Source organism: Tautonia sp. JC769, assembly GCF_040717455.1.
Classification (GTDB): Bacteria; Planctomycetota; Planctomycetia; order Isosphaerales; family Isosphaeraceae; genus Tautonia.
On sequence record NZ_JBFEFH010000002.1, the window covers coordinates 304,990 to 325,711 of the forward strand.

Below are 20,722 nucleotides of genomic sequence, written 5' to 3' on the forward strand. Positions count from 1 at the left end.
GGAGCCGGTCCGGGTTGCGGCGCGACCCCCGACTGTCTCATCGAAATTTTTTCATGTCATCAATTTCATATAACTTATTATCCTCGAAATCCGGCGATCGCCCCGCCGATCAGCAAGACGATGATGAGGACGATGCCCAGGGCGATCAGGACGAACACGAACCCCGAGAGGATCGTAACCCCGAGCGCCTTCCAGGCGGAGTAGCCCTCGACCTCTCCCAGCCCGTGCAGGTAGATCACGAGCGACCAGATGCCCAGGACGAGGATGGCGACGACCTCCACGCCGCCGAGGGCGACCATGGTGTTGAGCAGGGCGGGGTCGGACTCGACCCGGGGCATCTCGGACTGGAACATCTCCTGGCCGAAGAGGAGCAACTGGGGGATCCAGAAGACCATGGTCGTGAGGAGCGGCACGAGCGACCAGGCCAGGACCGTGCGGATCGGCTCGGCCTGACGCCGGCCGCCGAACCAGCCGGACACCCAGCGGAGCAGGGCGCCGCCGAGGTAGAGCCAGATGATGCCGCCGATCGGCCCGAGCAGGAGGGCGATGCCGAGGATCGCGGCCAGGGGCAAGACGTCGCCGGCGTTCCGCTCGACGGCCCGGCTCAGCGAGCTGTTGATGCCGTTGAGCCCGGCCAGGAGCATGACGGAGCGGGTCGGGTCGGTCGCGACCAGGTAGCGGATCGTCGCCCGTGGCCGCCTCCAGATGGTCTTCCACGGGTTCGGGTCCGGCCCCAGCCCCGGCACCTCGCGCTTGGTGACGATCTCGTCGTGCCGCCCCACCGGGGCGCGATAGGGGTTCTCCAGGTCGTCGTACTCGTCGTCCGTCACCATCCCCGGACCCTCCCAACGTGTGCCAGATTGAGCAGAATGTGGACCGCCTCAGACCTATACACAGCCATGAACGTGGTTGCAAGAATCAACCGATGAATCGCCCGAGTGTTGGAGAAGGATGGAAGGGGCATGAGGGTCACGCGAGACGGTTGGTATCGGGAACGGGGGAGGTTTGGAGCCACGGATGGAACACGGATGGAACACGGATGGGAAGGGGAAAGGGGATGGAGAGGGAGGTCAGGGGACGCATGCGAGGCGACGGATCGAACGGGTCGGGGGATTCGATCGAGGCGGACGCAACGGGGGACGGTGGGCTCCGACGCCTTCTGACCCATTCTCTGATCCGTGTTTCATCCGTGGCTCAAGACCTCTGTGGTTGGCGTGCGAGGCGCGGGGGGGGCACTCGATCGGGGAGGAGGGCCGTCGGCGAGGGGTGGGAACGGGGGTCAGGAGCGGCGGGCGGCGGCGGCCTGGGCGCGGCGGGCGCGGCGGTTCAAGGGGGCGGAGGGGGCGGAGAGGGTCGGGCGAAGCGAGGGGCGAGCGGTCGAGGACAGAGTGATGGGTTCGTTTCGCAAGGGGGTGGCCGGGGCGATGGGTTCGTTTCGCAAGGGGGTGGGTGAGGCGGTCGGTGCGGCAGTGGGAGGCGGCTCGGAGGGGAGAGGAGCGGAGGCGGCGGAAGGGTGGGTGCGGGAGGCGGTGCGGTCGGGCCGGGGGCCGGGAGGGGTGGCGGAGAGGGAAGGGGCGGGGGTCGCGGCGGCGCGGGGAGCGAGGGATTGCAACCGACGCAACTCGTTGAGGTTGCGGGAGAACTGGCGGCGGGCGTCGGAGGCGTAGCGTTCCAGGAGGCGCAGCGTGGGCGGGTCGGAGGCGTCGAGGCCGAGCGCGGTGTCGGCCTGGGCGCGGGCGTCGCGGGCGTTCAAATAGGCGTCGAGGCGAGAGCGGAGGGCGGCGGTCGACTGGGCGACGAGGGAAAGGCCGGGGGCCTCGGTTTTGTCGTCGGGGTCGAGGTCCCAGGGGCCGGAGCCGTCGCGGGCCGAGGGCGGCACGCCGAGCAGGTCGAGGGCCAGGGTCCAGGCCTCGAAGGTCCAGCCCGCGTGGTGGGTGAGCGACGCCGCGACCTCGTCCCAGCGCTCCAGGAGCCAGAGGACGCCGTGCTTGCTCTGGAGCAACTGGGCCTGGATGCGATCGGGGTGCGACGCGAGGCGGGCGGCGAGGGCGGCGACCTCGGCGGCGCGGTCGTCGTCCCAGCTTTCGAGGGCGCGGTCGGCGTGCTCGGCCCGGGCGGCGGAGATGCGGGCCTCGCAGCAATCGAGGCGGACGGACTCGGCCACGAGGCGGCCGAAGATCCACTCCTGGGCCGAGCCTTCGGGCCGGTAGTCGTTGCGCCACTCGGATTTGCGCGTTTCGATTGTTTCGAGCATCTCGGTCGTCGGGTGGGCGCCGATCGTCGACAATCCGTGCGTCCGGGCGTTGCGGCTCGATCGCTGTTTTCCCTCGCTCGTCTTCGGGCCGGTCGAGAGCAGGGCGTTCAGGCGGTTGGCGATCGTCTGCTTCAGGGTGGTGGTGCGGGACATGGGGGGATGCTTTCTCGATGGGGGTAAACACAAGGTGGTGCGCCCAAGGCGGGGCGGGCGGCCTGGTGCGCAGGCGAGGGCCGCGCGGCTCATTGATAACATCAGGAAAATCGGGAGGCTTAATTGTGGAAATCCGGGAATAATTCGGCGGGGGATCGGAGTTTTTTTGCCGCCAGTGCTGCGAAGTGATGTGCGACGACTCTGACGAGCCCTTGGAGCCTGGGGACCTGAGGCGATCGGAGGGCTTCTGACGGGGTGCGAGCCCGCAGGGGGGCCGGGCGTGATCCGACGCCTCGTGCGGCTGCGCCGCCCAGACACCGCGGTCGGTGTCTGGGCCACCCGGCGTTTTCGCGAATTCAACGGACCCTACTCAATTCATGATGTGTGAGGAGCGCCAAGCTTCGTCAATACGCATCCTGGTCGAGGACTTCATTTCCGTGACGCGTGCCCAGGGCACGCCAGACATCAAGGCTGACGGACTCTCGAAGGAACGCCGCGTGGCCGTCGCAGAATAACGCATGCGCCCCGCGGGGGTGGCGACTCCCGGCCGAGTAGGCTCCGTTCTGGACCGAGCCGGCGTTCGTGCAACTCGGCATGTTGAGATTCAAGGTGTGGTTATAGAGCGTGTTGATGTATTCGCCTCGGATCCATCCTCTGCCCTTCTCATTCATGATGCCCGAATCCACATCGCGCAACGCTCGGCAAACCTCGGCGAACTGTTCGAATGCCCCGGGGTCGAAGTAAGCACGGCTCGTCCGGAAAATCGAACGGAGCCGTCCGACCGATTTCAAGTCGGGAGTGCTGCGAATCCATTCGGAGATGGCAAGAGTGCTCGACGTCCCATCCGTAATCCCGTGGAGCCCGATCGGGTCGATGGCGAAGGGACCGTCATAGTCGAAGGGACGCCGCCCGGTCCCACGATTCCCGGCATAGTTCGTCCACCCGAAGGCGCCGGCGCCCGGCAGATCGGAGGGGCAGAGGAACACGTCGAGCATTGCCGCCGAGGCCGTTGCGATCGGAGAATCAGGAGAGGTGTCGGTCGCCGGGCCTTCGAAGTTGATCGAGTCGTAGAGGGGACGCTGCCCCAGATGCGGCAGGAGCGACGCGTGCAGCGAGTAGCCCCGCCCCGAATTTCCCGGAGGCAAGACGTCGTGGGCCGCCGCGTACGAATGGATCGCGACGCCGATCTGCTTGAGATTATTGGCGCAGTGAGCCCTCCTCGCGGCTTCCCGGGCACCCTGGACTGCCGGGAGCAAGAGCGCGGCGAGCAGGCCGATCACCAGGACGACGACGAGGAGTTCGATGATGGTCAATGCTCGTCTCGCACGTCGATTGGAGGCGAATCGCGCCGGCATCGCTAGCCCCCTCTCGTCACGGAGACCGAGACGGGCTCCGATTCGACGTTCGTGATTTCCCCGGCCTCATTCCGGGAGGCGACCGTGGCCTTCACCGTGTAACGCCCCGGCTCCTGGGGTGCGACCAGGATCGCTTCCGCTTCGTGAACGCCATCCGGGTCGACCGCATCGATGACCTGTCCGAATGTCGTGATGCTTTGCGTGTCGCTTTTCCAGATGCCCGTCGTGACCAGGACGTTGAGTGGTTCGTCCGGTGGCCCGACAACTCGAAGAAGGCACCGCACCTCGCCTTTCGGCTCGAATTCGCTGTCGGGGACTGGCGTGACCAGTTCGATGGTCAGAGGAGAATTCGTCACAGCTTCTGGCGTTGTTCTAGAACCGCATCCCAGGACCATGACCGACAAGAGAAGAGCCGCCCATTTCGAGTCAGGCAACCGGATCCTCGCAGCAGTTCGCATTGCGGCGAAATCACGCATCGCGGGTCCTCCTGAATGCTTGATGGATTGCACGCGGGTCGAGTTGTAATGACCTGATTCATCAAGGTCAATACCCAAGATTTGATGTTCACACAAAATTGATCGAAGGGCAGTATGGACACATTCGTGACCATGGCCGAGCGGCAGGCGAACCCGCCCATCCCCACGCGGACGTGGGTATGGCACTCGGGCAGGCGGACTCTACGAGGCTGGGGAGGGCGGGAGCCTGGGTCGACGCGGGATTCAGGCCCGGTTCTGCCAACCGCGGGGGTCACGATGACTGTGGTAAACGGCGAGGACCGTCTCCTGGTCCTCATCGAAGCGGTAGACGACCAGGTAGGGGAAGCGACGGACCCGGACCAGGCGTAACTCCTCATGGACCTTGCCGAACAAGGTGGGGGTCCGTTCGAGGTGGTTGAAGACCTCCTCGACGCATTCCAGGAATTCGTCTCCCAGGCCCGGGCGCTGGGCTTCGTACCAGGCTCGGGTGTCGGCCAGGTCCGCTTCGGCCTCGGGATTGATGATCAGGGGCCAGGACATCAGGAGCGGCTCTGGAGCCGGGCCTTGACCTCCTGCCACGGGGAACCCGCGCGGGGATCGTCGCGGTAGGCGTCGAGGCGGCGGCGGAGGTCGAGGCGCTGGGCCTCGGTCAGCCGGTCGGCGTCGGGGACGTGGGCGAGGCGATCCCAGACGGCCTCGATCAGGCGCAGGCGGTCTTCCGGGGGCCAGGTGTCGAGCGTGGTGAGGATCGTTTGGAAGTCCATGGGCGACCTGCTGCATGGAACGGGGTTCGGATTGCTTCGGACGTGTGCCAACCCGTCTCTCTCCAGCATCGCCTGTCGAACCGTGCGAGTCCAGAGCGGCCGGCGAACGCGGGACGAGGAGCGGTCGGGGGGAGGGGATTGGGATAGAATGGGGGGCGAGGGGGTCGGCCCGGGCCCGGAGGGGAGGGGGTCGGCGGGGGATGTGAGGACATAAAAGGCCCGGGCAGGCGGACATGCCAGTCAAGACGCGAGCGGTGATTGCGACGGATTCGCCCACGACGGCGGAGGCGGGGGCGAGGATCGCGGAGGAGGGGGGGAACGCCGCCGACATCGCCGTGGCGGCGGGGTTGGTGGCGACGATGACCGAGGCGTTGATGTGTTCGCTCTGCGGGTCGGGCTTCGCGATGGTCGCCATGGGGGGCGAGGACGCGGAGCTGATCGACGGGGCGCACACGGTGCCGGGGCTGGATCGGGATCGGGGGCGGGATCGAGGGGCCGGGGGGCTGGACGTGGTCGAGCACCTGCTGCCGTATGGGAGCGGGGTCCGGGTCAGGATCGGCCGGGGGACGGTGGCGGTGCCGGGGGCGCCGGCGATGCTGGAGACGCTGTGGGAGCGGCACGGGCGCTTGCCGTGGGCCGAGGTGGTGGCGCCGAGCGTCGAGCTGGCGCGGTCGGGCTGGCCGGCGAGCAAGACGATGAGCGACTATCTGGCGAGGGTCGGGCCGGGGTCGTACGCGAGGCAGGAGGAATGCCTGCGGGCCTACTTCCCGGACGGCCGGAACCCGGCGGCCCCGGGGGCCCCGTTCCGGCTGCCGGGGATGGATCGGACGATGGAGGCGATCGCCCGGGAGGGGGCGCGGTCGGTGTATGAGGGGGAGCTGGCCGGGGCGATCGCGAACGAGATGAGGGAGCACGGGGGGTTGATCTCGCGGCGGGACCTGCAAGCGTACCGGGCGGAGGTGCGGAGGCCGTTGCGGCTGCGGTCGCGCGGGTGGACGCTCGATTTGAATCCGCCGCCGAGCGTGGGGGGGGCGGCGCTCGGGGTGTTGATCGGCTGGCTCGATCGGGCCTGGCCGGGGGAGCCGTCGCCGGGGGAGCGGGCCTTGGTGATCGCCAGGGCGCAGCGGACCTTGCTGGAGTTGCGTGCGGATGTGATCGAATCGGGGGATTTCGATGACGCGATGGCGCGGTCGCTGCTGGAGGAGACGGGGCTCTTGCCGTGGCTCCCGAGGCTCTCCAGCCCCGGGACGACGCAACTGAGCGTGGCGACGGGGGACGGGAGTTTGGTGTCGATGGCCATGAGCAACGGCTACGACGCGGGGGTCGTCATCCCGGGGACCGGGATCCTCTGCAACAACGCGCTGGGGGAGCCGGAGCTGAACCCGGGGGGGTTCATGACGCTGCCGCCCGGGGCCCGGATCATCTCGAACATGGCGCCGACGGTGGCGTTGGCCGACGACGGCAGAAGGCTGGCGTTCGGCACGCCGGGGGCGGCTCGGATCACGACGGCGATGGCGCAGACGTGGGCGTGGCTGGCGTTCGAAGGCTTGGACCCGGGGGACGCGGTGGCGGCGCCCCGGTTGCACGTCGAGCCGCCGGCCGAGGGGGGCCGGCCGATCGCCCGGAGCGAGCCGGGGTTCGACACGTCGTCGCTGGAACCGTTCTTCGAGGTGCGCTCGTTTGATCACCCGGACATGTATTTCGGCGGGGTGAAGCTGGTGATGGTCGGGGCCGACGGGTCGCTGATGGGCCGGGCGGATTTGAGGCGGGAGGGGGCGGTGCGGGAGGTGGGGTGAGCGGGGCGCGGGGCTGGGTGGCGAAGGCGAGGACCCCTCACCCCGGCCCTCTCCCCGAGGGCGGGGAGAGGGGGGTGGGGGATTGGCTCAGCGGGGGATGGGTTCGAGGGCGTCGGGGCGGCCGATCGCGTCGGGGGGGGGCTGGACGCCGGGCTGGTCGGGGTTGCGGACGATCCGCCAGCCGTCGTTCTGGGCCTGCTGGGCCTTGGCGGAGTCCCAGACGAAGAGCTCGGGCTTGATGGCGACGTTGGCCTTGAGCTCCTTGATGTAGTAGTTCTGCTTGTCCTTGCCGTTGGGGGCGAGGGTGTGGATGCTCTTCGGCTGGAGGGTCTTGGCGTCGAGGATCAGGACGGCGACGGAGAAGGCGTCGCGGTCGGCGGCGATCTTCGGGTAGATGGCGATCCGGTGGGTGCCTTCCTGGTTCGGCGGCATGAGGTTGGCGCGGTAGCGGCGCTTGAAGTCCTCGATGTTCATGCGGAAGAGGAAGGGCAGGGGGCCTTCTTCGAGGGCGCGCTGCTGGGCGTCCTTGGGCAGGGGGAAGATGGTGATCTGGCGGAGCGCGCCGTCGAACTCGACGACCTCGCCGCCGTTGGCGAGGATGCGGCGGTCGAAGACGAATTTCTCCTCGCCCTCGTCGCCGGTCTGCTTCTCCAGCTGCAGGACGACGAGGTTCGGCCGGCGGAGGTAGGCGGCCCCCTTGTAGACCTTGCGGTCGCCGACGATGGTCATCTCGTCGACCTGCTCGAAGGTGGCGTAGAGGGTCTCGATCTTGCCGCTCGTCTGCTCCCAGCGGCCGAGGACGGCGTCGAGCTCGGGGTCGCTCGGCGATTGCTCGGCGGCGGGATCCTGGTCCTGGGCCGGGGCGGGTGCCGGGCCCGGGGCCGAGGCGCGCTGGACCGAGGGGTCATAGGTGGCGTCGCGGGCCGGGCCGGGGATGGCCGGGGCGGGGGGCGTCTGTCCCGCGGCGGCTCCGGCTCGGGGGCCGGGGGCCTGGCCGGGGTTCGAGGTCGGGGGGGTCGCCTGGCCCTTGGCCGCGGCCGTCGGGCCGAGCGCGGCGAGGAGGCCGACGATCAGGGGGGCGATCCATCGCATTCCGCGTCCCTCCGGGATCGGGTCGATCGGGTTCGGCCGGGGCGTCGCCCATTGTTTTGAGAAACAAAAAGCGGCGCAGTCCGGCCTTCGGGCGGCATTGGGCCCGAAATCGAGGCGGATGGTACTGGATTCCCTCAAGCTTGACCAGTCGAGGCGGGGGGCCTTTTGGGATTTCGGGGGATTCTCTCGAAATCGGGGTGATTCGGCCCTTGCCGATGAAACCGGAGGGGGCAGGATGGAGTATGTCTGAGGATTGGCGATTGGGCCATTGGACACCCTCATTCTTCATTCGATCGATCGATCGTTCCTTCGGATCGGGTTGATTCCGAACGGGCCTCGACGGGGGATCACGCAGGATGATTCGGATCGCAATCGCGGGGACGCTGGCGGCCGGGCTGCTGGTCGGCCTGGGGTCGGGACGGGCGTCGGCCTTCGGGGCGGACGAGGTGCCGACCTATCATCGGGATATCGCGCCGATCTTGCAGCGGCACTGCCAGGACTGCCATCGGCCGGGCCAGGTCGCGCCGTTCGCGCTGCTGGAGTACGACCACGCCAGGAGGCGGGCGTCGGACCTGTTGCTGGTGGTCGAGGAGCGGCGGATGCCCCCCTGGCCGGCCTCTCCGGAGTTCGGCGGGCCGTTCCGGGACGCGCGGATTTTGTCGGACGAGGAGATCGACACCCTCCGGCGCTGGCTCGACGCCGACACCCCCGAGGGGGACCCGAGCGACGCCCCCGAGCCCCTGACCTTCGCCGGCGACTGGCCGATGGGGGAGCCGGACCTGATCCTGACGATGGCCGAGCCGTACACGCTCGGGGCCGAGGGGGAGGACGAGTTCCGCGTCTTCGTCCTGCCGACCGACCTGCCCGAGGACCGCTGGATCCAGGGCGTCGACTTCAAGCCGGGCAACCGCCGGGTGGTGCATCACGTGATCGCCGGGACGGACGCCTCGGGCCGCGCCCGGGAGCTGGACGCGCAGGACGAGACGCCCGGCTACTCGGCCGTCGGCGGGTTCGGCGACGGGGTGCCGATCCGGTCGTTCCTGCCGATCTGGGTGCCGGGCAGCACCCCTCGCGAGGCGCCCGAGGATTCCGGCTACCTCTTGCCGAAGGGGGCCGACGTGTTGATCCAGGTGCACTACCACAAGAGCGGCAAGGAGGAGGAGGACGCGACGGCGATCGGCCTCTATTTCTCGGACGAGCCGCTCGGCCGGGAGGTGCGGACGGGGTTCGTCTTCCCGGACGTCTCGATGTTCCAGGCGATGAAGGCCCGCGCGGCGATGCAGGAGAAAGGGGGCCGTCCTGGCCTGAACGAGTTCATGCGCGAGGTGATCTCGATCCCTCCCGGCGAGGCGAACTATCGGGTGAACGGATCGACGCGCCAGGGGGGGGTGATGGGTCGTCCGCTCGGCCGCGACATCCTCTTGACGGCCGTCATGCCGCACATGCACTGGCTGGGCAAGGACTTCACCATGACCGCCGTCCTGCCCGACGAGACCCGCGTGCCGATCATCCGGATCGACCGCTGGGACTTCAACTGGCAGGGGACCTACGCCCTGGCCGAGCCGGTCTTCCTGCCCGAGGGGACCTGGTTCGAGATGGTGGCGCACTTCGACAACTCGGCCGAGAACCCGAACAACCCGAGCCACCCCCCCGTGCTTGTCCGCTGGGGCGACCAGACGAACGACGAGATGTGCATCGGCATCTTCGAGTTCGTCCCCGCCACCGACGCCGACCGCGCCCGGTATGCCCCGCGCGACCCGTCGGGAGACGCGGCCGACTGACCGCGAGCGTCGTGCATTTCCGCAAAGGGTATCAGGTCCGGCCTTCGGGGTGGCTGGGGGCATCCTGAGGCCAGTCGGTCATTCGAACACCCTTCCAACCGTCCGCTGGGGCCAGGATGGCCCCAGCCACCCCGCCGATTTCACGGTAATTGGCTTGAGCGACTTCCCGATACATATGCAATAATATGCATTTTATACATTCTGAAATTTCTTTGACGGGGTTATTCCAACCGGATTTTAGCGATGGCAGTAACGATAAGCCTATCAGGTTCACCGGAAGACGTATGGATGGCTCAGAATGCCGTTTTCAGCGCGTTTGCCAGGCTCGTCACCACTCGGTTCTCAGATGATGAAGAAGTTATTTCCCAAGTGGAACTGGCCAAAGCTATGAATGGAGTTTCATTGGACGTCTTGTACGAAGAAGATTCAGAACTTGCGATACGACTACGACGAGCTTTCCAAACTGTTGCGAAAGACGTAGAGCAAGGAAAAAACTGGACGTCAGGTGAAGCAAGTACTGAGATTCAAATCTTGTTCGCCAATTTGGCCGAGTTGCTTGAGAGATTTCAGCCCGAAGAATAGAGGCCTACGACGACACCTTGAACTTTGCGAGAAACACAACCGACAGGGTGGTCGGGGCGAAGCGTAGCGTGCCCCGGGCTCCAGAGGGGGGCGTCCGACTCCGGGGCACGCTTCGCGTTGCCCCGGCCACACGTGGTTGATTCTTGCGCGGCGACAGGGGCGCTCAAACTGGGGGGTGATCTCGCCCCGGCCACCCGGACGGGAACAACGCATTGGATCGGGGAGGCGGTGCGGGGAGATCCGGCCGATCGCGATCAAGAAAATTTTAACAGTCCTAATTTATTAACTTGCCTTCGGTTGCGGGTCGTGGTCTTTTTATGCATGGCGACCCGACGAGAATCGGCCGTTGACCGTCAAGACAACAGGACCTCTCTCACGCAGGCTCCGGCTGTGATGCGCCTGGGTTGCTCGATCGGGATTCTCCCGTCCAATCCGAGAGGTCATGATTGATGATGGGTTCATCGTTGTGCAAAGGCGGTTTGCCGGCCCTGCTCGCGTTGATCGTGCTCGCGCCCGTCGGATGCGGGCCGGGCGGGGACGACTTGCCGAGGGAGGCGATCTCCGGATCGGTCACCTTCGACGGCGAGCCGATCAGGTCGGGGACGATCCAGTTCCACCCCGTCTCGCAGGCCGAGGGCATGGCGGCCGGGGGCATGATCGTCGACGGGCGCTTCAACGTCCCTCGCCACGAGGGGCCGGTGCCCGGGTCCTACAAGGTCCTGATCTATTCGCTCGACGACGAGGGCCCCGTCTTCCCGCCCGCCCCCGGCGAGGATCCGTCGGCCGACGAGGCCGGAGACGACGCCCCGGACCCGGCGGACGACGCGATGCCGGGCGAACTGCGCGTCCCGGACCCGAGGTCGATGCCCCGGCGGGGGATCCCCGCCCGTTATAACGCCAAGACGGAGCTGCTCGCCCAGGTGAAGGCCGACGAGGCCAACACCTACACGTTCGACCTCGAACCGTGACCCACCCCGATCCCGACCTCCTCTCCCTTCCCACCGGGCGCGGGCGGCGTCTCGCCCGTCCCCGCCCTGGCGAGCGGCCCGTCGGCCCGCCGCCTTCCCTTCGCGTTTCCTTCCCCGTTCTCCGATCGAAGGAGGCCCTCATGGCTCGTCGACGACCCGGATTCACGCTCATCGAGCTCCTCGTGGTCATCGCCATCATCGGCGTGCTGATCGCCCTGCTGCTGCCGGCGGTGCAGTCGGCCCGCGAGGCGGCCCGCCGCGCCCAGTGCACGAACAACCTGAAGCAGATCGGCCTGGGCATGCATAATTACGAGTCGACCTACGGCGCCCTGCCGCCGGGGATGAAGGGGAGCATCTGGGGGACCTGGCAGGTCTTCATCCTCCCCTATGTCGAGCAGCAGAATCTGTACAATTCCTGGAACACGTTCGGGAACAATTCCACGGCCATGATGGGGGTCACCAGCGGGATCTCCTACGGGAGCGTCTTCAACCGCACGGTGACGACCAGCCGGATCAGCGCCTACACCTGCCCCTCCGACAGCCCCAGCGTGCCGTTCACCTCCGGGGTGACCTCGCACAACTATGCGGTGAATTTCGGGAACCTGCACCGCTTCCAGGAGCGGGAGTTCCAGGGGATCCGCTTCGGGGGCGCCCCGTTCGGCGACATCGGCTCCCCCCACACGTCGATCCCGGCCTACTACTACCTCGACGGCGACACCAGCCGGTTCAATGCCGTGAATTTCGCCGGCATCCGCGACGGGCTGAGCAACACCCTGATGGCCGGCGAGGTAGTCCAGGGGCAAGGCCAGCAACCCGGCCCGTACGACCTCCGGGGCTTCGGCTGGTGGTACGGGGGCGCGGGCTTCGAGACCCTGCTCGCCCCCAACAGCACCCTGCCCGATCAGATGGAGTCCCCCTCCTACTGCAACCTCACCGACCCCTCGAATCCCCCCTGCATCGGCGTCCCCGGCGGCGACCTGACGCTGATCACGAACGCCGTCCGCAGCCGGCACCCCGGCGGGGTCAACGTCCTGATGTGCGACGGGAGCGTCCGGTTCATGAAGAATACGGTCAACCTGATCACCTGGAATTCCCTCGGGACGACCCGAGGCGGCGAGATCATCAGCGCCGATTCCTACTGATCGTGCCAGTTCCCCTCCCGCCCCCTCCCCCCGAAGGGCCTCCCCCAACATTCCCGGGGGGAGGCCCTTCGAAAGGCCGGTGGCCCTCAAGCCGACTCCTCTGCCTGCTCGCCGTGCGGCGGGGCCGCACGAGGTCGAAGCGGATGCCTCGACGGTCATTCAAGCCACGCTTGATCTGAACACCTCGTATCGCTTCGCGACCCGGACGATGGTACGTCGTCCGGACCACCCCGCGGATCGGTGCGTCTTCGAAGACTCGACCGTGTGGCCGGGGCAACGCGCAGCGTGCCCCGAGGTCAGGGGCTTGCGACCCGGGGCACGCTGCGCGTTGCCCCGGCCACACGTGATTGATGCTTGCACAGCCACGAGGTCGCTCAGGCCTGGGGGTGGATCTCGCCCCGGCCACCCGTCGCTTCGCGACCCGGACGACGTGCCGTCGTCCGGGCCACCCCGCGGCGGGTTCTTGACGTGTGGTCTGACAGGTGTCGATGATGGTCCGCGAGGTAGAGGGGTCGCCGGTCCCTTCGTTCCCACCAGGGGGAGGACGGATTGCCATGTCGGGACATCTGGGAATCGCGTTGATGCTGCTCGTCGCCGCGCCGATCGGCGGGGGTGACGGGGAGGGGGGGGCCTCGGCGCCGGGGACAATCTCGGGCCGGGTGGTCGACCATCTGGGCGACCCGGTGGCCGGGGCGAGGGTCTGGGCCTGGGCGATCCGGCTCCGGGAGGAGGTCGGCGAGACCCTGGCCGACGACCAGGGGCGGTTCCGGCTCGGGCCGATCGAAGCGGGAGAGCCGCTGGAACTCTGGGCCGAGGGCCCCGGACTGGCCCGGGAGCAGCGCCAGGGGGTCCTCGTCTTCGCCGGGGTCGATCACGAGATCGAGCCGTTCCCCCTGCTCCCCGGCACGACGATGACCGGCCGGGCGGTCGACGCGGAGGGGCGGCCGATCGCCGGGGCGAGCATCGACCTGAAGCTCTACCGCCACGTCCTCGGCCACACGATCAGCTCGCATCAGACCGAATGGACGATCGAGGCCGACGCCGAAGGGCGGTTCGTCACCCCGCCTTTGCCGGCCGGCCGGGCGAACTTCGCGCTGGCCGCGCCGGGAAAGGCGCGGACCTTCGCCTACGAGTCGGCGGAACCGGGGCTCCCCGAGCTTGACCTCGGCGACGTGACGATGGCCGACGAGGTCCCCATCCGGGGGGTCGTGGTCGATCAGGACGGCGAGCCGGCCCCGGGCGTCCAGGTCATCCTCGATTATGACTATGACAATGCGGCGATCAGCGATGACGACGGCCGGTTCGTCGTCACTGGCGCGGGCGAGGACGCGAAGCAATTGCAGCTCTTCGCGAACGACTACTTCGCCCCCGAGCCGGTGGAACTCGGCCCGGCGCGCGAGGATCTGCGGATCGTCGTGACGCGGGCGTTTTTGATCGAAGGGAACGTCGTCGATGCCGAGACGGGAGAGCCGGTCGAGATCGACACGGCGACGCTCTGCACGGTCGAGCGGCACCCGGACGGGACGTATTCCCTCTACGGGTGACTGAGCGAGTTCTCGCAGTCCGAGCCCGGGCGGTTCGGCATCACCTACGAAGGCAAGGCGGACGAATACCACATCGGCGTCACGGCCGAAGGATACCTGGACGGGGAGATCTTCCTCGGCGCGATTGAGGCGAATCAGAATCGCTCCGGCATCGTCATCGAGATGACCCGCGCCGAGAGCGAGGCGGCGAAGGAGCAGACGACCCGGGTCGTCGGCGTCGTCACCCGAGACGGCACGCCGATCGCCGACGGAGGCCGCGTCGGCGCCTGGCAGAAGCGCCGGGCCGAGAATGACCGGGTCAACGCGAATCTCCGACGAGGCCGGACGGTGCCCTCGTCCGGCTTCGAATGGAGGTGGGTGCCGGTCGAGTCCGACGGGTCGTTCGTCATCGAGGATCTGGCGATCCACCCGAGATCGAGAGACCGCCCCTGGTTCTTCGTGTTCGACGAGCCGGGCGGGGCCTCGGCGACCGTCGGGCCGCTGGAGATCGGCCGGGACGATCGGGAAATCGAGGTCGAGATCCCCGTGTTTGAGCAAGGGTCGATCGCTGGGACCGTCGAGCACGTCCCCGAGGCGATGGCCGGCCAGATCTGGGTCGTCCTCTTCGATGACGGGGTGGTGCGCAGGGAGGTCCTGGCGAACCTCGATGGCTCGTTCCGGTTCGATCGCCTGCCCCCCGGCCGTTATGGCCTGAAGGCCGGGCACGACGGGTCGAGGGATCCTCACGTCCCCGTCATCGACCGCGAGAACCCCGACCCGACGCTCTGGAATAAGCCGGCCGAGCCCTGGCAGGGGGCCGCGATCGTCACCGTCGAGCCGGGCGGGACGAGCACCGGGATCGCCGTCGATGCCCGCCCCCCGGGGCCGATCGTCGAGCCGGACGCGGGGGCGGAACCCGAGGCGGAATCGTAATTCGCTCTGACAGAACCTCGTCGGGTTGGTATCTTCCTGACTTCCCGACCACTGGCTCGCGGGGGGCGAGTCCGAAGTCGAAAATCGTCGTAGGTGAGCGAGGCGGACCCCGCCGGGGCACGCTGCGCGTTGCCCCGGCCACACGTGGTTGATTCTCGCGCGGCCACGGGGTCGATCAAGCTCGCCCCGGCCATAGGTGGTTGAATCGTGTGCGGCGAGAGGGTCGCTCAGGATGAGGGGGGAGAGCTCCGCCCCGGCCACCCATCGGGGCCGGTCGGGATTCCGGCTCAGAGTCCGGGGATGGGCGGCCAGCTTGCCATGGTTTGGGAGAACTCCCGGGGAAGTTCGGGGATCAGTCGGAGTTGGCCGACGTCGAAAAGCGTGTGCAGAATGGTGGATGAGAGGTGTTGGCCGGTGATCGGCTCGGTCTGGGGCTCGGCGCCGTCGCGGCTCGATTGGCCGATCACCCGGCCTGCGGGGAGCCCGCCGCCGACCAGCAGGAGGGGGCCGAGCGATCCCCAGTGGTCGCGGCCACCCTTGGCATTGATCCGGGGGGTCCGCCCCATCTCGCCGCAGGCGACGAGGAGGATCTTCTCGTCGAGCCCCCGCGCGTACAGGTCGTCGACGAAGGCGGAGAGGGCGTGATCGAGCGGCGGGCCCATGTAGTCCATCCCCTCGACCATCGTCGCGTTGTTGACGTCGGCGTGCATGTCCCAGACGAAATTGGTGGTCACCGTGACGAAGCCGGCCCCGCGTTCGCAGAGTCGGCGGGCCAGCAGGAGGAGCTTGCCCAGCGATTTCGCATTGTCGAGGTAATTCTCGTGGTTGTTCCAGACGGTGCGGATCGACTCGGCGCGGACCAGGGGGGCGGTGTCGTATCGCTCGACGACGCGGGGGTCTTCGCCGTCCAGGTCGAACGCCTCGGCCAGGCCGCCGTCGATCAAGCGGTAGGCCTGCTCGCGCATCCGGTCCACGCCTTCGGTCGCCGGGGCCCGGTCGAGCCCCCTGGCGAGCCCGTCGAGCTGGCCGAGCAACCGGCGGCGATCGCCCAGCCGCTCACGAGGGATGGCCATGGCGAACTCGCCGGTCCCGGGGGCCGCCTCGGCTGGGTCGAACGGGGCATCGGCCGACGAGAGGGGGCCGGTCGCGTGGAACCGCCCGAAGGACGACGTGCCCGGGCGCGTGGAATCGTCGACCGCCCGGGGGAAGAGCACGACGTTGGTCGGGAGCCCCGACTCCGGGTGGTTCGCGCCGGCGACCCGGGCGTAGACGCATCCGAGGTTGGTCTCGAACGTGTCTCGACCCACGAGGGGCTTGAGGTTGTGGTTGGCGTCGCCGGGGACGAATGAACGGATGATGTTCATGCGATGCGCGCGTTCGGCGAGCTTCGGGAACGAGCCGCCGAAGGTCACGCCCGGGAGGCTCGTGCTGAGTTCCCCCGTCGCGCTCCGGATGCCCTCGGGTCGGTCCATCTTCGGGTCGAAGGTCTCGAACTGGCTCGGCCCGCCGTGCAGGAACAGGAAGATGACGGACTTCCCCGTGAGCAGGCCGGGCAGCGTCTCGGCCGCGGCGTGCGACCGGAGCGCCGCGAGCTGCCCGAGGGTCAATCCCGCCGCCCCGATCGCGACCGAACCCCCGACTCGCAAGAATTCGCGCCGGCTTCCCGCCGGGTCGCGATCGAAGAAGGTGAGCATGGCAGACCCTCCGGCCGGGCCCGGGGTGGCCGGGCGGCGTGATGATGGGGTTCGGGCGACGAGAGGCCCGTTTCACGATTGGAACGGCTCGCAAGGGGCCGGTCAATCGTCAAGGCCGGGCGGACCGGGGGGGCGCGGTGCCCGGCGACGATCCCCACCCGGTTGCGGGACGGGCCGATCGCCGGGATAGTGGAGGCTCATCCGGGATCGATCGTCCGCGACGCCTCCGCCGATCGTCCGCGGAAAATGCGGCGACGAATGATTCGAAATACATGATCAAAAGGTCGAATCTCTGGATGAACACCCGGCAGGAGATGGGTGATGGGCCCGATCTCCATCGTGTGCAGGTCGCCGAAACGATGTTCCCCCGCGATGTCGACATCCCTCCGACCTTCGAAACCCGTAGGCGGGAATCGAAGATTCGAAATATCTGAAGGATGAGTTTCCCATGCTCAATCGCAGAGATCTGCTCCGACTCCTGCCGGCCTCGGTGCTGCTCCAGGCGACCGGCCGGGGGGCGACGGCGTCGGAGTTCACCCGAATCGACACGCACATTCACATCCATCAGGAGGCGCCGGCGCTGCTCGGGGCCCTGGAGGCGACGGGGTGGCGGGGGCTCGACATCGTCGTCTGCCCGGCGGTGGGTGACGAGGCGTTCGACCTCGACGCGAAGCTGGCCGCGACTCGGGAGGTTGCGCGGCAGGGTGGAGGGACGCTCGCCTGGGCCTCGACCTTCGACGCCCGCGGCTTCGAGGACCCGGGGTTCGTCGAGCGGACCGTCGCCCACCTCCGGCGGACGTTCGACGAAGGCGCGATCGGGGTCAAGATCTGGAAGACGATCGGCATGGCGATCCGGTCGGAATCCGGGGCCTACCTGCTGCCCGACGATCCCAGGCTGATGCCGGTCTACGAGGCGATCCGGGACGCCGACCGGACCCTCCTCGCCCACCTGGCCGAGCCCGATGGGGCCTGGCTCCCCCTGGATGAGGACAACCCGGAGTACTCTTACTATTCCAGGAATCCGCAGTGGCACATGCTCGGGAAGGCCGGGGCCCCGTCGAAGGAGGAGATCCTGGCCGCGAGGGACCGCGTCCTGTCGCGATTCCCGGATCTTCGCGTCGTCGGCTGTCATCTCGGCAGCAATGAGGACGACCTCGATGCGCTCTCGGAGCGGCTCGACGCCTTCCCCCGGCTCGCGGTCGATACCGCGGCGCGCGTGCGGTACTTCGCCCGGGGGGATCGTGACCGGGTGATCGCGTTCGTGACGCGCCACCAGGATCGGATCCTCTACGGCACCGATTTCACGTTCCGGGGGGGGGACGAGCAGGCCGCCGCCCGCTCCATGAACGCCCGTCACGAACTCGACTGGGCATTCTTCGCGAGCGAGGGGCCGATGGAGTACGAAGGACGCCCGACCCTGGGCCTCGGGCTCCCCGAGTCGGTCCTCCGGAAGATTTTCCGCGAGAACGCGCTTCGATGGCTTCCCGGGCTGAATGCCTGACCGACCGCTCCGAGATTCTCGCGGACTCGACACACCCTACACCATTGATCATCCCTCGAAGGGATTATCCCGGGCGGTAGGCGAGGAGGCGTTCGAGGAAGGCGCGGGCGAGCCGGGTCTGGTAGCGGTCGGGGTTCCAGCAGGCGGCGACGGTGCGGCGGGGGCGGTCGCCGAGCATCGAGCGGTACGCGCGGTGGGGGCTGGCGTCGACGCGGCGGGCCATCTCGGGGACGAACGAGACGCCGTGGCCGAGGGCGACGAGTTCCTGGACGGTCGCGAGTTGGCCGGTCTTGCCCGTGCTGATCGGCTGGACGGCGCGTTGCTGGCAGAAGCTGCGGATGTGGTCGGAGAGGCAATGCCCCTCGCCGAGCAGGACGAACGGCTCGCCCCGGACGGCGTCGATCGGCACGGCGTCGAGCCGGGCGAGGGGGTGGTCGGCCGGCAGGGCGAGGACCAGCTCCTCCTCGAAGAGCGGCTCGACTTCGAGGGAAGCCGGGGCCTCGGCCGGGAGGGCGAAGACGCCGACGTCGATCTCGCCGCGCTGGCAGCGGCGGAGCAGGGTTTCGGTCACCTCCTCATCGACCTGGACCGAGGCCCCCGGGTGCGCCCGGCGGTACTCGCGGAGGACGGGGGGGAGCAAAAACGGGGCGATCGTCGGGATCGCCGCCACGACCACCCGGCCGGCCCGGCCGTCGTCGATCAGCTCGCGGCGGGTGTCGTCGGCCAGGGCGAGGATGCGCTCGGCCCGGGGCAGGAGCAGGCGGCCGGCCTCGGTGACGCGGACCGACCGGCCGGCCCGCTCCAAAACCGGCCGGCCCAGCTCGGCCTCGAGCCGGGCCATCTGCTGGCTGAGCGCCGGCTGAGACACCCCCAGCTCCTCGGCAGCCCTGGTGAAGCTGCCCAGGTCGGCGATCTTCAGGAACGAGCGGAGTTGCACGATGTCCATAAGCAAAGTTTATCAAACTGATCGGGAAAATCCATTCGACTTATTGAACTGAATCCTCTATAACTCCTTCAAGAGCGACGCGCCATGAGGGGCGTCGGGGCCGGGGGACCAAGCCGGCCGACGGGAGAATTTTGCCAATTGCGGAGGAAGAGCGCCGTGCTGACCGTTGGACAGAGCTTCCCGAAGTTTCAGGCCCATGGTTGCGTGGGGGCCTCGAAGGACAGCCTGACGAGCTTCGATAACCGGTCGTTCTCGGGGCAGTGGGTCGTCTATTTCTTCTATCCGAAGGACTTCACGTTCGTCTGCCCGACGGAGATCGCCGAGTTCAACAAGCGGCTCGGCGAGTTCAAGGACCGCGACGCGATGGTGGTGGGCGGCAGCACCGACAACGAGTTCAGCCACCTGGCCTGGTGCCAGTCGCACGAGGACCTGAAGGGGCTGAAGTACCCGCTGATCGCCGCCCAGAAGCTGGCGGGCGACCTGGGCATTTTGCACCCCGAGGAAGGGGTCTGCCTGCGGGCGACCTTCATCGTCGACCCCGAGGGGACGATCCAGTTCGCCACGGCCAACGGCCTGTCGGTCGGCCGGAACGTGGACGAGGTCATCCGGGTGCTCGACGCCCTGCAGTCGGGCGAGCTCTGCCCGTGCAACTGGAAGAAGGGCGAGGAGACGCTCAAGGTCTGATTCGGGTGATCGGCGCGGCCCAATTTGCCGGACCACTCGCCGGAACGCGAACGCTCGGAAGACGGAGGAGGGGCGGGGACGGCACGCCGGGCGCGGCGATCTGGCCGGGGACCCCTCACCCCGGCCCTCTCCCCGCCCGCGGGGAGAGGGAGACAGATTCAACCCTCGCCCCCGCCGGGGGAGAGGGTGGCCGCAAGGCCGGGTGAGGGGGCCCGCGTTGGGCGCGCAAGGCCCTGCGTCCCGGAACCGCCCCTCTCACCCGACTCGGGGAAAGGCGGGCAGACTCGAACACGCCCCCCGGTCAAGGGGAGCACTGCCTCCCGCCGACCTCCGACACTTTGCCGCCTACCGCCTACCGCTCACCTCGGGAGACGCTTGCCCATGTCGTTGCTTGATCCCTTGAAAGAATCGCTTGGTGATGATACGAAGGATCTGCGCCTGAATCTGGGCTCGGTGCTCGGGGGCGGGAGCCTCGACCCGAGGCAGCGATACACGGTGGCGCTGACCTCGGCCCTGTTCCTCAATGATGCCGAGCTGGCCGGGGCGATCGCCGACGACGGCCGCGAGGCGCTCGACGACGCCGCGATCGCCGACGCGAAGGCCGCGGCCGCCCTGATGGCGATGAACACGACGTATTACCGGTTCCGCCACATGGTCGGCAAGGAGGCTTATCAGCAGCGCCCGGCCGGGCTCCGGATGGGCCGCATGGCCCGGCCGGCGACCGACAAGGAGACGTTCGAGCTGGCCTCGATCGCCTGCGCGGCCCTGGCGGGCTGCGAGGCGTGCATCAAGGCACATGAAGAGGCGTTGATCAAGGAAGGGGCCGGCGAGGAGAAGGTGCACGACGCCGTCCGCATCGCCGCGGTCGTCCGGGGCTTCCAGACGGCGCTGCTCGCCAGCAAGGCACCGACGGCGTCGGCCTGACCCGCGTTCGGGCGGGCGGCCTCGGCGGGCAATGACCCCGACGACGGAGACCATGCAAGGGGGATCGGGTCGGTCGACGCGGACCGAAGCCGATCCCCCTTGACCATTCATGGACCGCGCGCCTATATTCGGAAAGACGAATTGAGTGCAATCC

At 68.1% G+C, this 20,722-nt stretch carries 19 protein-coding genes; 10 read left to right on the plus strand and 9 right to left on the minus strand.

Annotated features, from left to right (window positions below):
- Positions 1 to 77: 77 nt before the first annotated feature.
- The 6 genes from AB1L88_RS03700 to AB1L88_RS03725 all read right to left on the minus strand — a co-directional run bounded on the left by AB1L88_RS03700 (position 78) and on the right by AB1L88_RS03725 (position 5,002).
- On the minus strand, positions 78 to 833 hold the full coding sequence (locus tag AB1L88_RS03700; RefSeq protein ID WP_367095280.1) for a Yip1 family protein: 756 nt from the start codon (positions 831 to 833) through the stop codon (positions 78 to 80).
- Positions 834 to 1,279: 446 nt separating this feature from the next.
- Positions 1,280 to 2,407, minus strand: a complete 1,128-nt coding sequence (locus AB1L88_RS03705; RefSeq protein ID WP_367095281.1) for a hypothetical protein — start codon at positions 2,405 to 2,407, stop codon at positions 1,280 to 1,282.
- 404 nt (positions 2,408 to 2,811) lie between these two features.
- Positions 2,812 to 3,720 carry a DUF1559 domain-containing protein gene (locus tag AB1L88_RS03710; RefSeq protein WP_367095282.1) on the minus strand — a complete coding sequence of 303 codons (909 nt, stop codon included), beginning with the start codon at positions 3,718 to 3,720 and terminating at the stop codon, positions 2,812 to 2,814.
- 44 nt (positions 3,721 to 3,764) lie between these two features.
- Positions 3,765 to 4,238, minus strand: a complete 474-nt coding sequence (locus tag AB1L88_RS03715; protein ID WP_367095283.1) for a hypothetical protein — start codon at positions 4,236 to 4,238, stop codon at positions 3,765 to 3,767.
- A 243-nt stretch (positions 4,239 to 4,481) separates the two neighbouring features.
- The gene (locus tag AB1L88_RS03720) at positions 4,482 to 4,778 is read right to left on the minus strand and encodes a type II toxin-antitoxin system RelE/ParE family toxin (RefSeq protein WP_367095284.1); all 297 of its coding nucleotides are present in this window, start codon (positions 4,776 to 4,778) and stop codon (positions 4,482 to 4,484) included.
- Positions 4,778 to 5,002 carry an addiction module protein gene (locus AB1L88_RS03725; RefSeq protein WP_367095285.1) on the minus strand — a complete coding sequence of 75 codons (225 nt, stop codon included), beginning with the start codon at positions 5,000 to 5,002 and terminating at the stop codon, positions 4,778 to 4,780. Before AB1L88_RS03725 ends, AB1L88_RS03720 begins: the two co-directional genes overlap by 1 nt.
- Positions 5,003 to 5,235: 233 nt before the next feature.
- Between AB1L88_RS03725 and AB1L88_RS03730 the strand changes: the two genes are divergently transcribed.
- Entirely contained in the window at positions 5,236 to 6,798 is a 1,563-nt protein-coding gene (locus tag AB1L88_RS03730) for a gamma-glutamyltransferase (protein WP_367095286.1), read from the plus strand.
- An 87-nt stretch (positions 6,799 to 6,885) separates the two neighbouring features.
- On the opposite strand, the gene AB1L88_RS03735 is transcribed toward AB1L88_RS03730, so the two are convergent.
- A complete protein-coding gene (locus tag AB1L88_RS03735; RefSeq protein WP_367095287.1) occupies positions 6,886 to 7,890 on the minus strand; it encodes a TIGR03009 domain-containing protein in 1,005 nt (334 codons plus the stop codon).
- A gap of 356 nt (positions 7,891 to 8,246) precedes the next feature.
- On the opposite strand from AB1L88_RS03735, the gene AB1L88_RS03740 reads away from it, so the two are divergent.
- The 6 genes from AB1L88_RS03740 (at position 8,247) to AB1L88_RS03765 (ending at position 14,819) form a co-directional block, all read left to right on the plus strand.
- Positions 8,247 to 9,671: an ascorbate-dependent monooxygenase gene (locus tag AB1L88_RS03740; RefSeq protein WP_367095288.1), complete on the plus strand. Its 1,425-nt coding sequence runs from the start codon at positions 8,247 to 8,249 to the stop codon at positions 9,669 to 9,671.
- A 243-nt stretch (positions 9,672 to 9,914) separates the two neighbouring features.
- Positions 9,915 to 10,253, plus strand: coding sequence for a hypothetical protein (locus AB1L88_RS03745; protein WP_367095289.1), 339 nt, complete (start codon positions 9,915 to 9,917; stop codon positions 10,251 to 10,253).
- A 449-nt stretch (positions 10,254 to 10,702) separates the two neighbouring features.
- Positions 10,703 to 11,221, plus strand: a complete 519-nt coding sequence (locus AB1L88_RS03750) for a hypothetical protein (protein WP_367095290.1) — start codon at positions 10,703 to 10,705, stop codon at positions 11,219 to 11,221.
- 140 nt (positions 11,222 to 11,361) lie between these two features.
- Complete coding sequence (locus AB1L88_RS03755) at positions 11,362 to 12,363, plus strand: DUF1559 domain-containing protein (RefSeq protein WP_367095291.1); 1,002 nt, start codon at positions 11,362 to 11,364, stop codon at positions 12,361 to 12,363.
- A gap of 554 nt (positions 12,364 to 12,917) precedes the next feature.
- On the plus strand, positions 12,918 to 13,907 hold the full coding sequence (locus AB1L88_RS03760; RefSeq protein ID WP_367095292.1) for a hypothetical protein: 990 nt from the start codon (positions 12,918 to 12,920) through the stop codon (positions 13,905 to 13,907).
- Between the two features lie 162 nt (positions 13,908 to 14,069).
- Positions 14,070 to 14,819 carry a carboxypeptidase-like regulatory domain-containing protein gene (locus tag AB1L88_RS03765; RefSeq protein WP_367095293.1) on the plus strand — a complete coding sequence of 250 codons (750 nt, stop codon included), beginning with the start codon at positions 14,070 to 14,072 and terminating at the stop codon, positions 14,817 to 14,819.
- A 287-nt stretch (positions 14,820 to 15,106) separates the two neighbouring features.
- Here AB1L88_RS03765 and AB1L88_RS03770 read toward each other — a convergent pair whose 3' ends face one another.
- On the minus strand, positions 15,107 to 16,513 hold the full coding sequence (locus AB1L88_RS03770) for a DUF1501 domain-containing protein (RefSeq protein ID WP_367095294.1): 1,407 nt from the start codon (positions 16,511 to 16,513) through the stop codon (positions 15,107 to 15,109).
- Between the two features lie 448 nt (positions 16,514 to 16,961).
- Here AB1L88_RS03770 and AB1L88_RS03775 point away from each other — a divergent pair, with 448 nt between their 5' ends.
- Complete coding sequence (locus AB1L88_RS03775; RefSeq protein ID WP_367095295.1) at positions 16,962 to 18,014, plus strand: amidohydrolase family protein; 1,053 nt, start codon at positions 16,962 to 16,964, stop codon at positions 18,012 to 18,014.
- Positions 18,015 to 18,078: 64 nt separating this feature from the next.
- On the opposite strand, the gene AB1L88_RS03780 is transcribed toward AB1L88_RS03775, so the two are convergent.
- Positions 18,079 to 18,960 (minus strand): LysR family transcriptional regulator, encoded by an 882-nt coding sequence (locus AB1L88_RS03780; protein WP_367095296.1) that lies wholly within the window; start codon positions 18,958 to 18,960, stop codon positions 18,079 to 18,081.
- 156 nt (positions 18,961 to 19,116) lie between these two features.
- On the opposite strand from AB1L88_RS03780, the gene AB1L88_RS03785 reads away from it, so the two are divergent.
- Both AB1L88_RS03785 and AB1L88_RS03790 read left to right on the plus strand, forming a co-directional pair.
- A complete protein-coding gene (locus AB1L88_RS03785) occupies positions 19,117 to 19,644 on the plus strand; it encodes a peroxiredoxin (protein WP_367095297.1) in 528 nt (175 codons plus the stop codon).
- Positions 19,645 to 20,025: 381 nt separating this feature from the next.
- The gene (locus AB1L88_RS03790) at positions 20,026 to 20,568 is read left to right on the plus strand and encodes a carboxymuconolactone decarboxylase family protein (RefSeq protein WP_367095298.1); all 543 of its coding nucleotides are present in this window, start codon (positions 20,026 to 20,028) and stop codon (positions 20,566 to 20,568) included.
- Positions 20,569 to 20,722 lie beyond the last annotated feature (154 nt).

Excerpts from the sequence above, each read along its gene's own strand:
- AB1L88_RS03700 (WP_367095280.1), bottom strand. The coding sequence starts at position 833 with ATGGTGACGGACGACGAGTACGACGACCTGGAGAACCCCTATCGCGCC.
- AB1L88_RS03705 (WP_367095281.1), bottom strand. The coding sequence starts at position 2,407 with ATGTCCCGCACCACCACCCTGAAGCAGACGATCGCCAACCGCCTGAAC.
- AB1L88_RS03715 (WP_367095283.1), bottom strand. The coding sequence starts at position 4,238 with ATGCGTGATTTCGCCGCAATGCGAACTGCTGCGAGGATCCGGTTGCCT.
- AB1L88_RS03720 (WP_367095284.1), bottom strand. The coding sequence starts at position 4,778 with ATGTCCTGGCCCCTGATCATCAATCCCGAGGCCGAAGCGGACCTGGCC.
- AB1L88_RS03725 (WP_367095285.1), bottom strand. The coding sequence starts at position 5,002 with ATGGACTTCCAAACGATCCTCACCACGCTCGACACCTGGCCCCCGGAA.
- AB1L88_RS03730 (WP_367095286.1), top strand. The coding sequence starts at position 5,236 with ATGCCAGTCAAGACGCGAGCGGTGATTGCGACGGATTCGCCCACGACG.
- AB1L88_RS03735 (WP_367095287.1), bottom strand. The coding sequence starts at position 7,890 with ATGCGATGGATCGCCCCCCTGATCGTCGGCCTCCTCGCCGCGCTCGGC.
- AB1L88_RS03740 (WP_367095288.1), top strand. The coding sequence starts at position 8,247 with ATGATTCGGATCGCAATCGCGGGGACGCTGGCGGCCGGGCTGCTGGTC.
- AB1L88_RS03745 (WP_367095289.1), top strand. The coding sequence starts at position 9,915 with ATGGCAGTAACGATAAGCCTATCAGGTTCACCGGAAGACGTATGGATG.
- AB1L88_RS03750 (WP_367095290.1), top strand. The coding sequence starts at position 10,703 with ATGATGGGTTCATCGTTGTGCAAAGGCGGTTTGCCGGCCCTGCTCGCG.
- AB1L88_RS03755 (WP_367095291.1), top strand. The coding sequence starts at position 11,362 with ATGGCTCGTCGACGACCCGGATTCACGCTCATCGAGCTCCTCGTGGTC.
- AB1L88_RS03760 (WP_367095292.1), top strand. The coding sequence starts at position 12,918 with ATGTCGGGACATCTGGGAATCGCGTTGATGCTGCTCGTCGCCGCGCCG.
- AB1L88_RS03765 (WP_367095293.1), top strand. The coding sequence starts at position 14,070 with ATGACCCGCGCCGAGAGCGAGGCGGCGAAGGAGCAGACGACCCGGGTC.
- AB1L88_RS03770 (WP_367095294.1), bottom strand. The coding sequence starts at position 16,513 with ATGCTCACCTTCTTCGATCGCGACCCGGCGGGAAGCCGGCGCGAATTC.
- AB1L88_RS03775 (WP_367095295.1), top strand. The coding sequence starts at position 16,962 with ATGCTCAATCGCAGAGATCTGCTCCGACTCCTGCCGGCCTCGGTGCTG.
- AB1L88_RS03780 (WP_367095296.1), bottom strand. The coding sequence starts at position 18,960 with ATGGACATCGTGCAACTCCGCTCGTTCCTGAAGATCGCCGACCTGGGC.
- AB1L88_RS03790 (WP_367095298.1), top strand. The coding sequence starts at position 20,026 with ATGTCGTTGCTTGATCCCTTGAAAGAATCGCTTGGTGATGATACGAAG.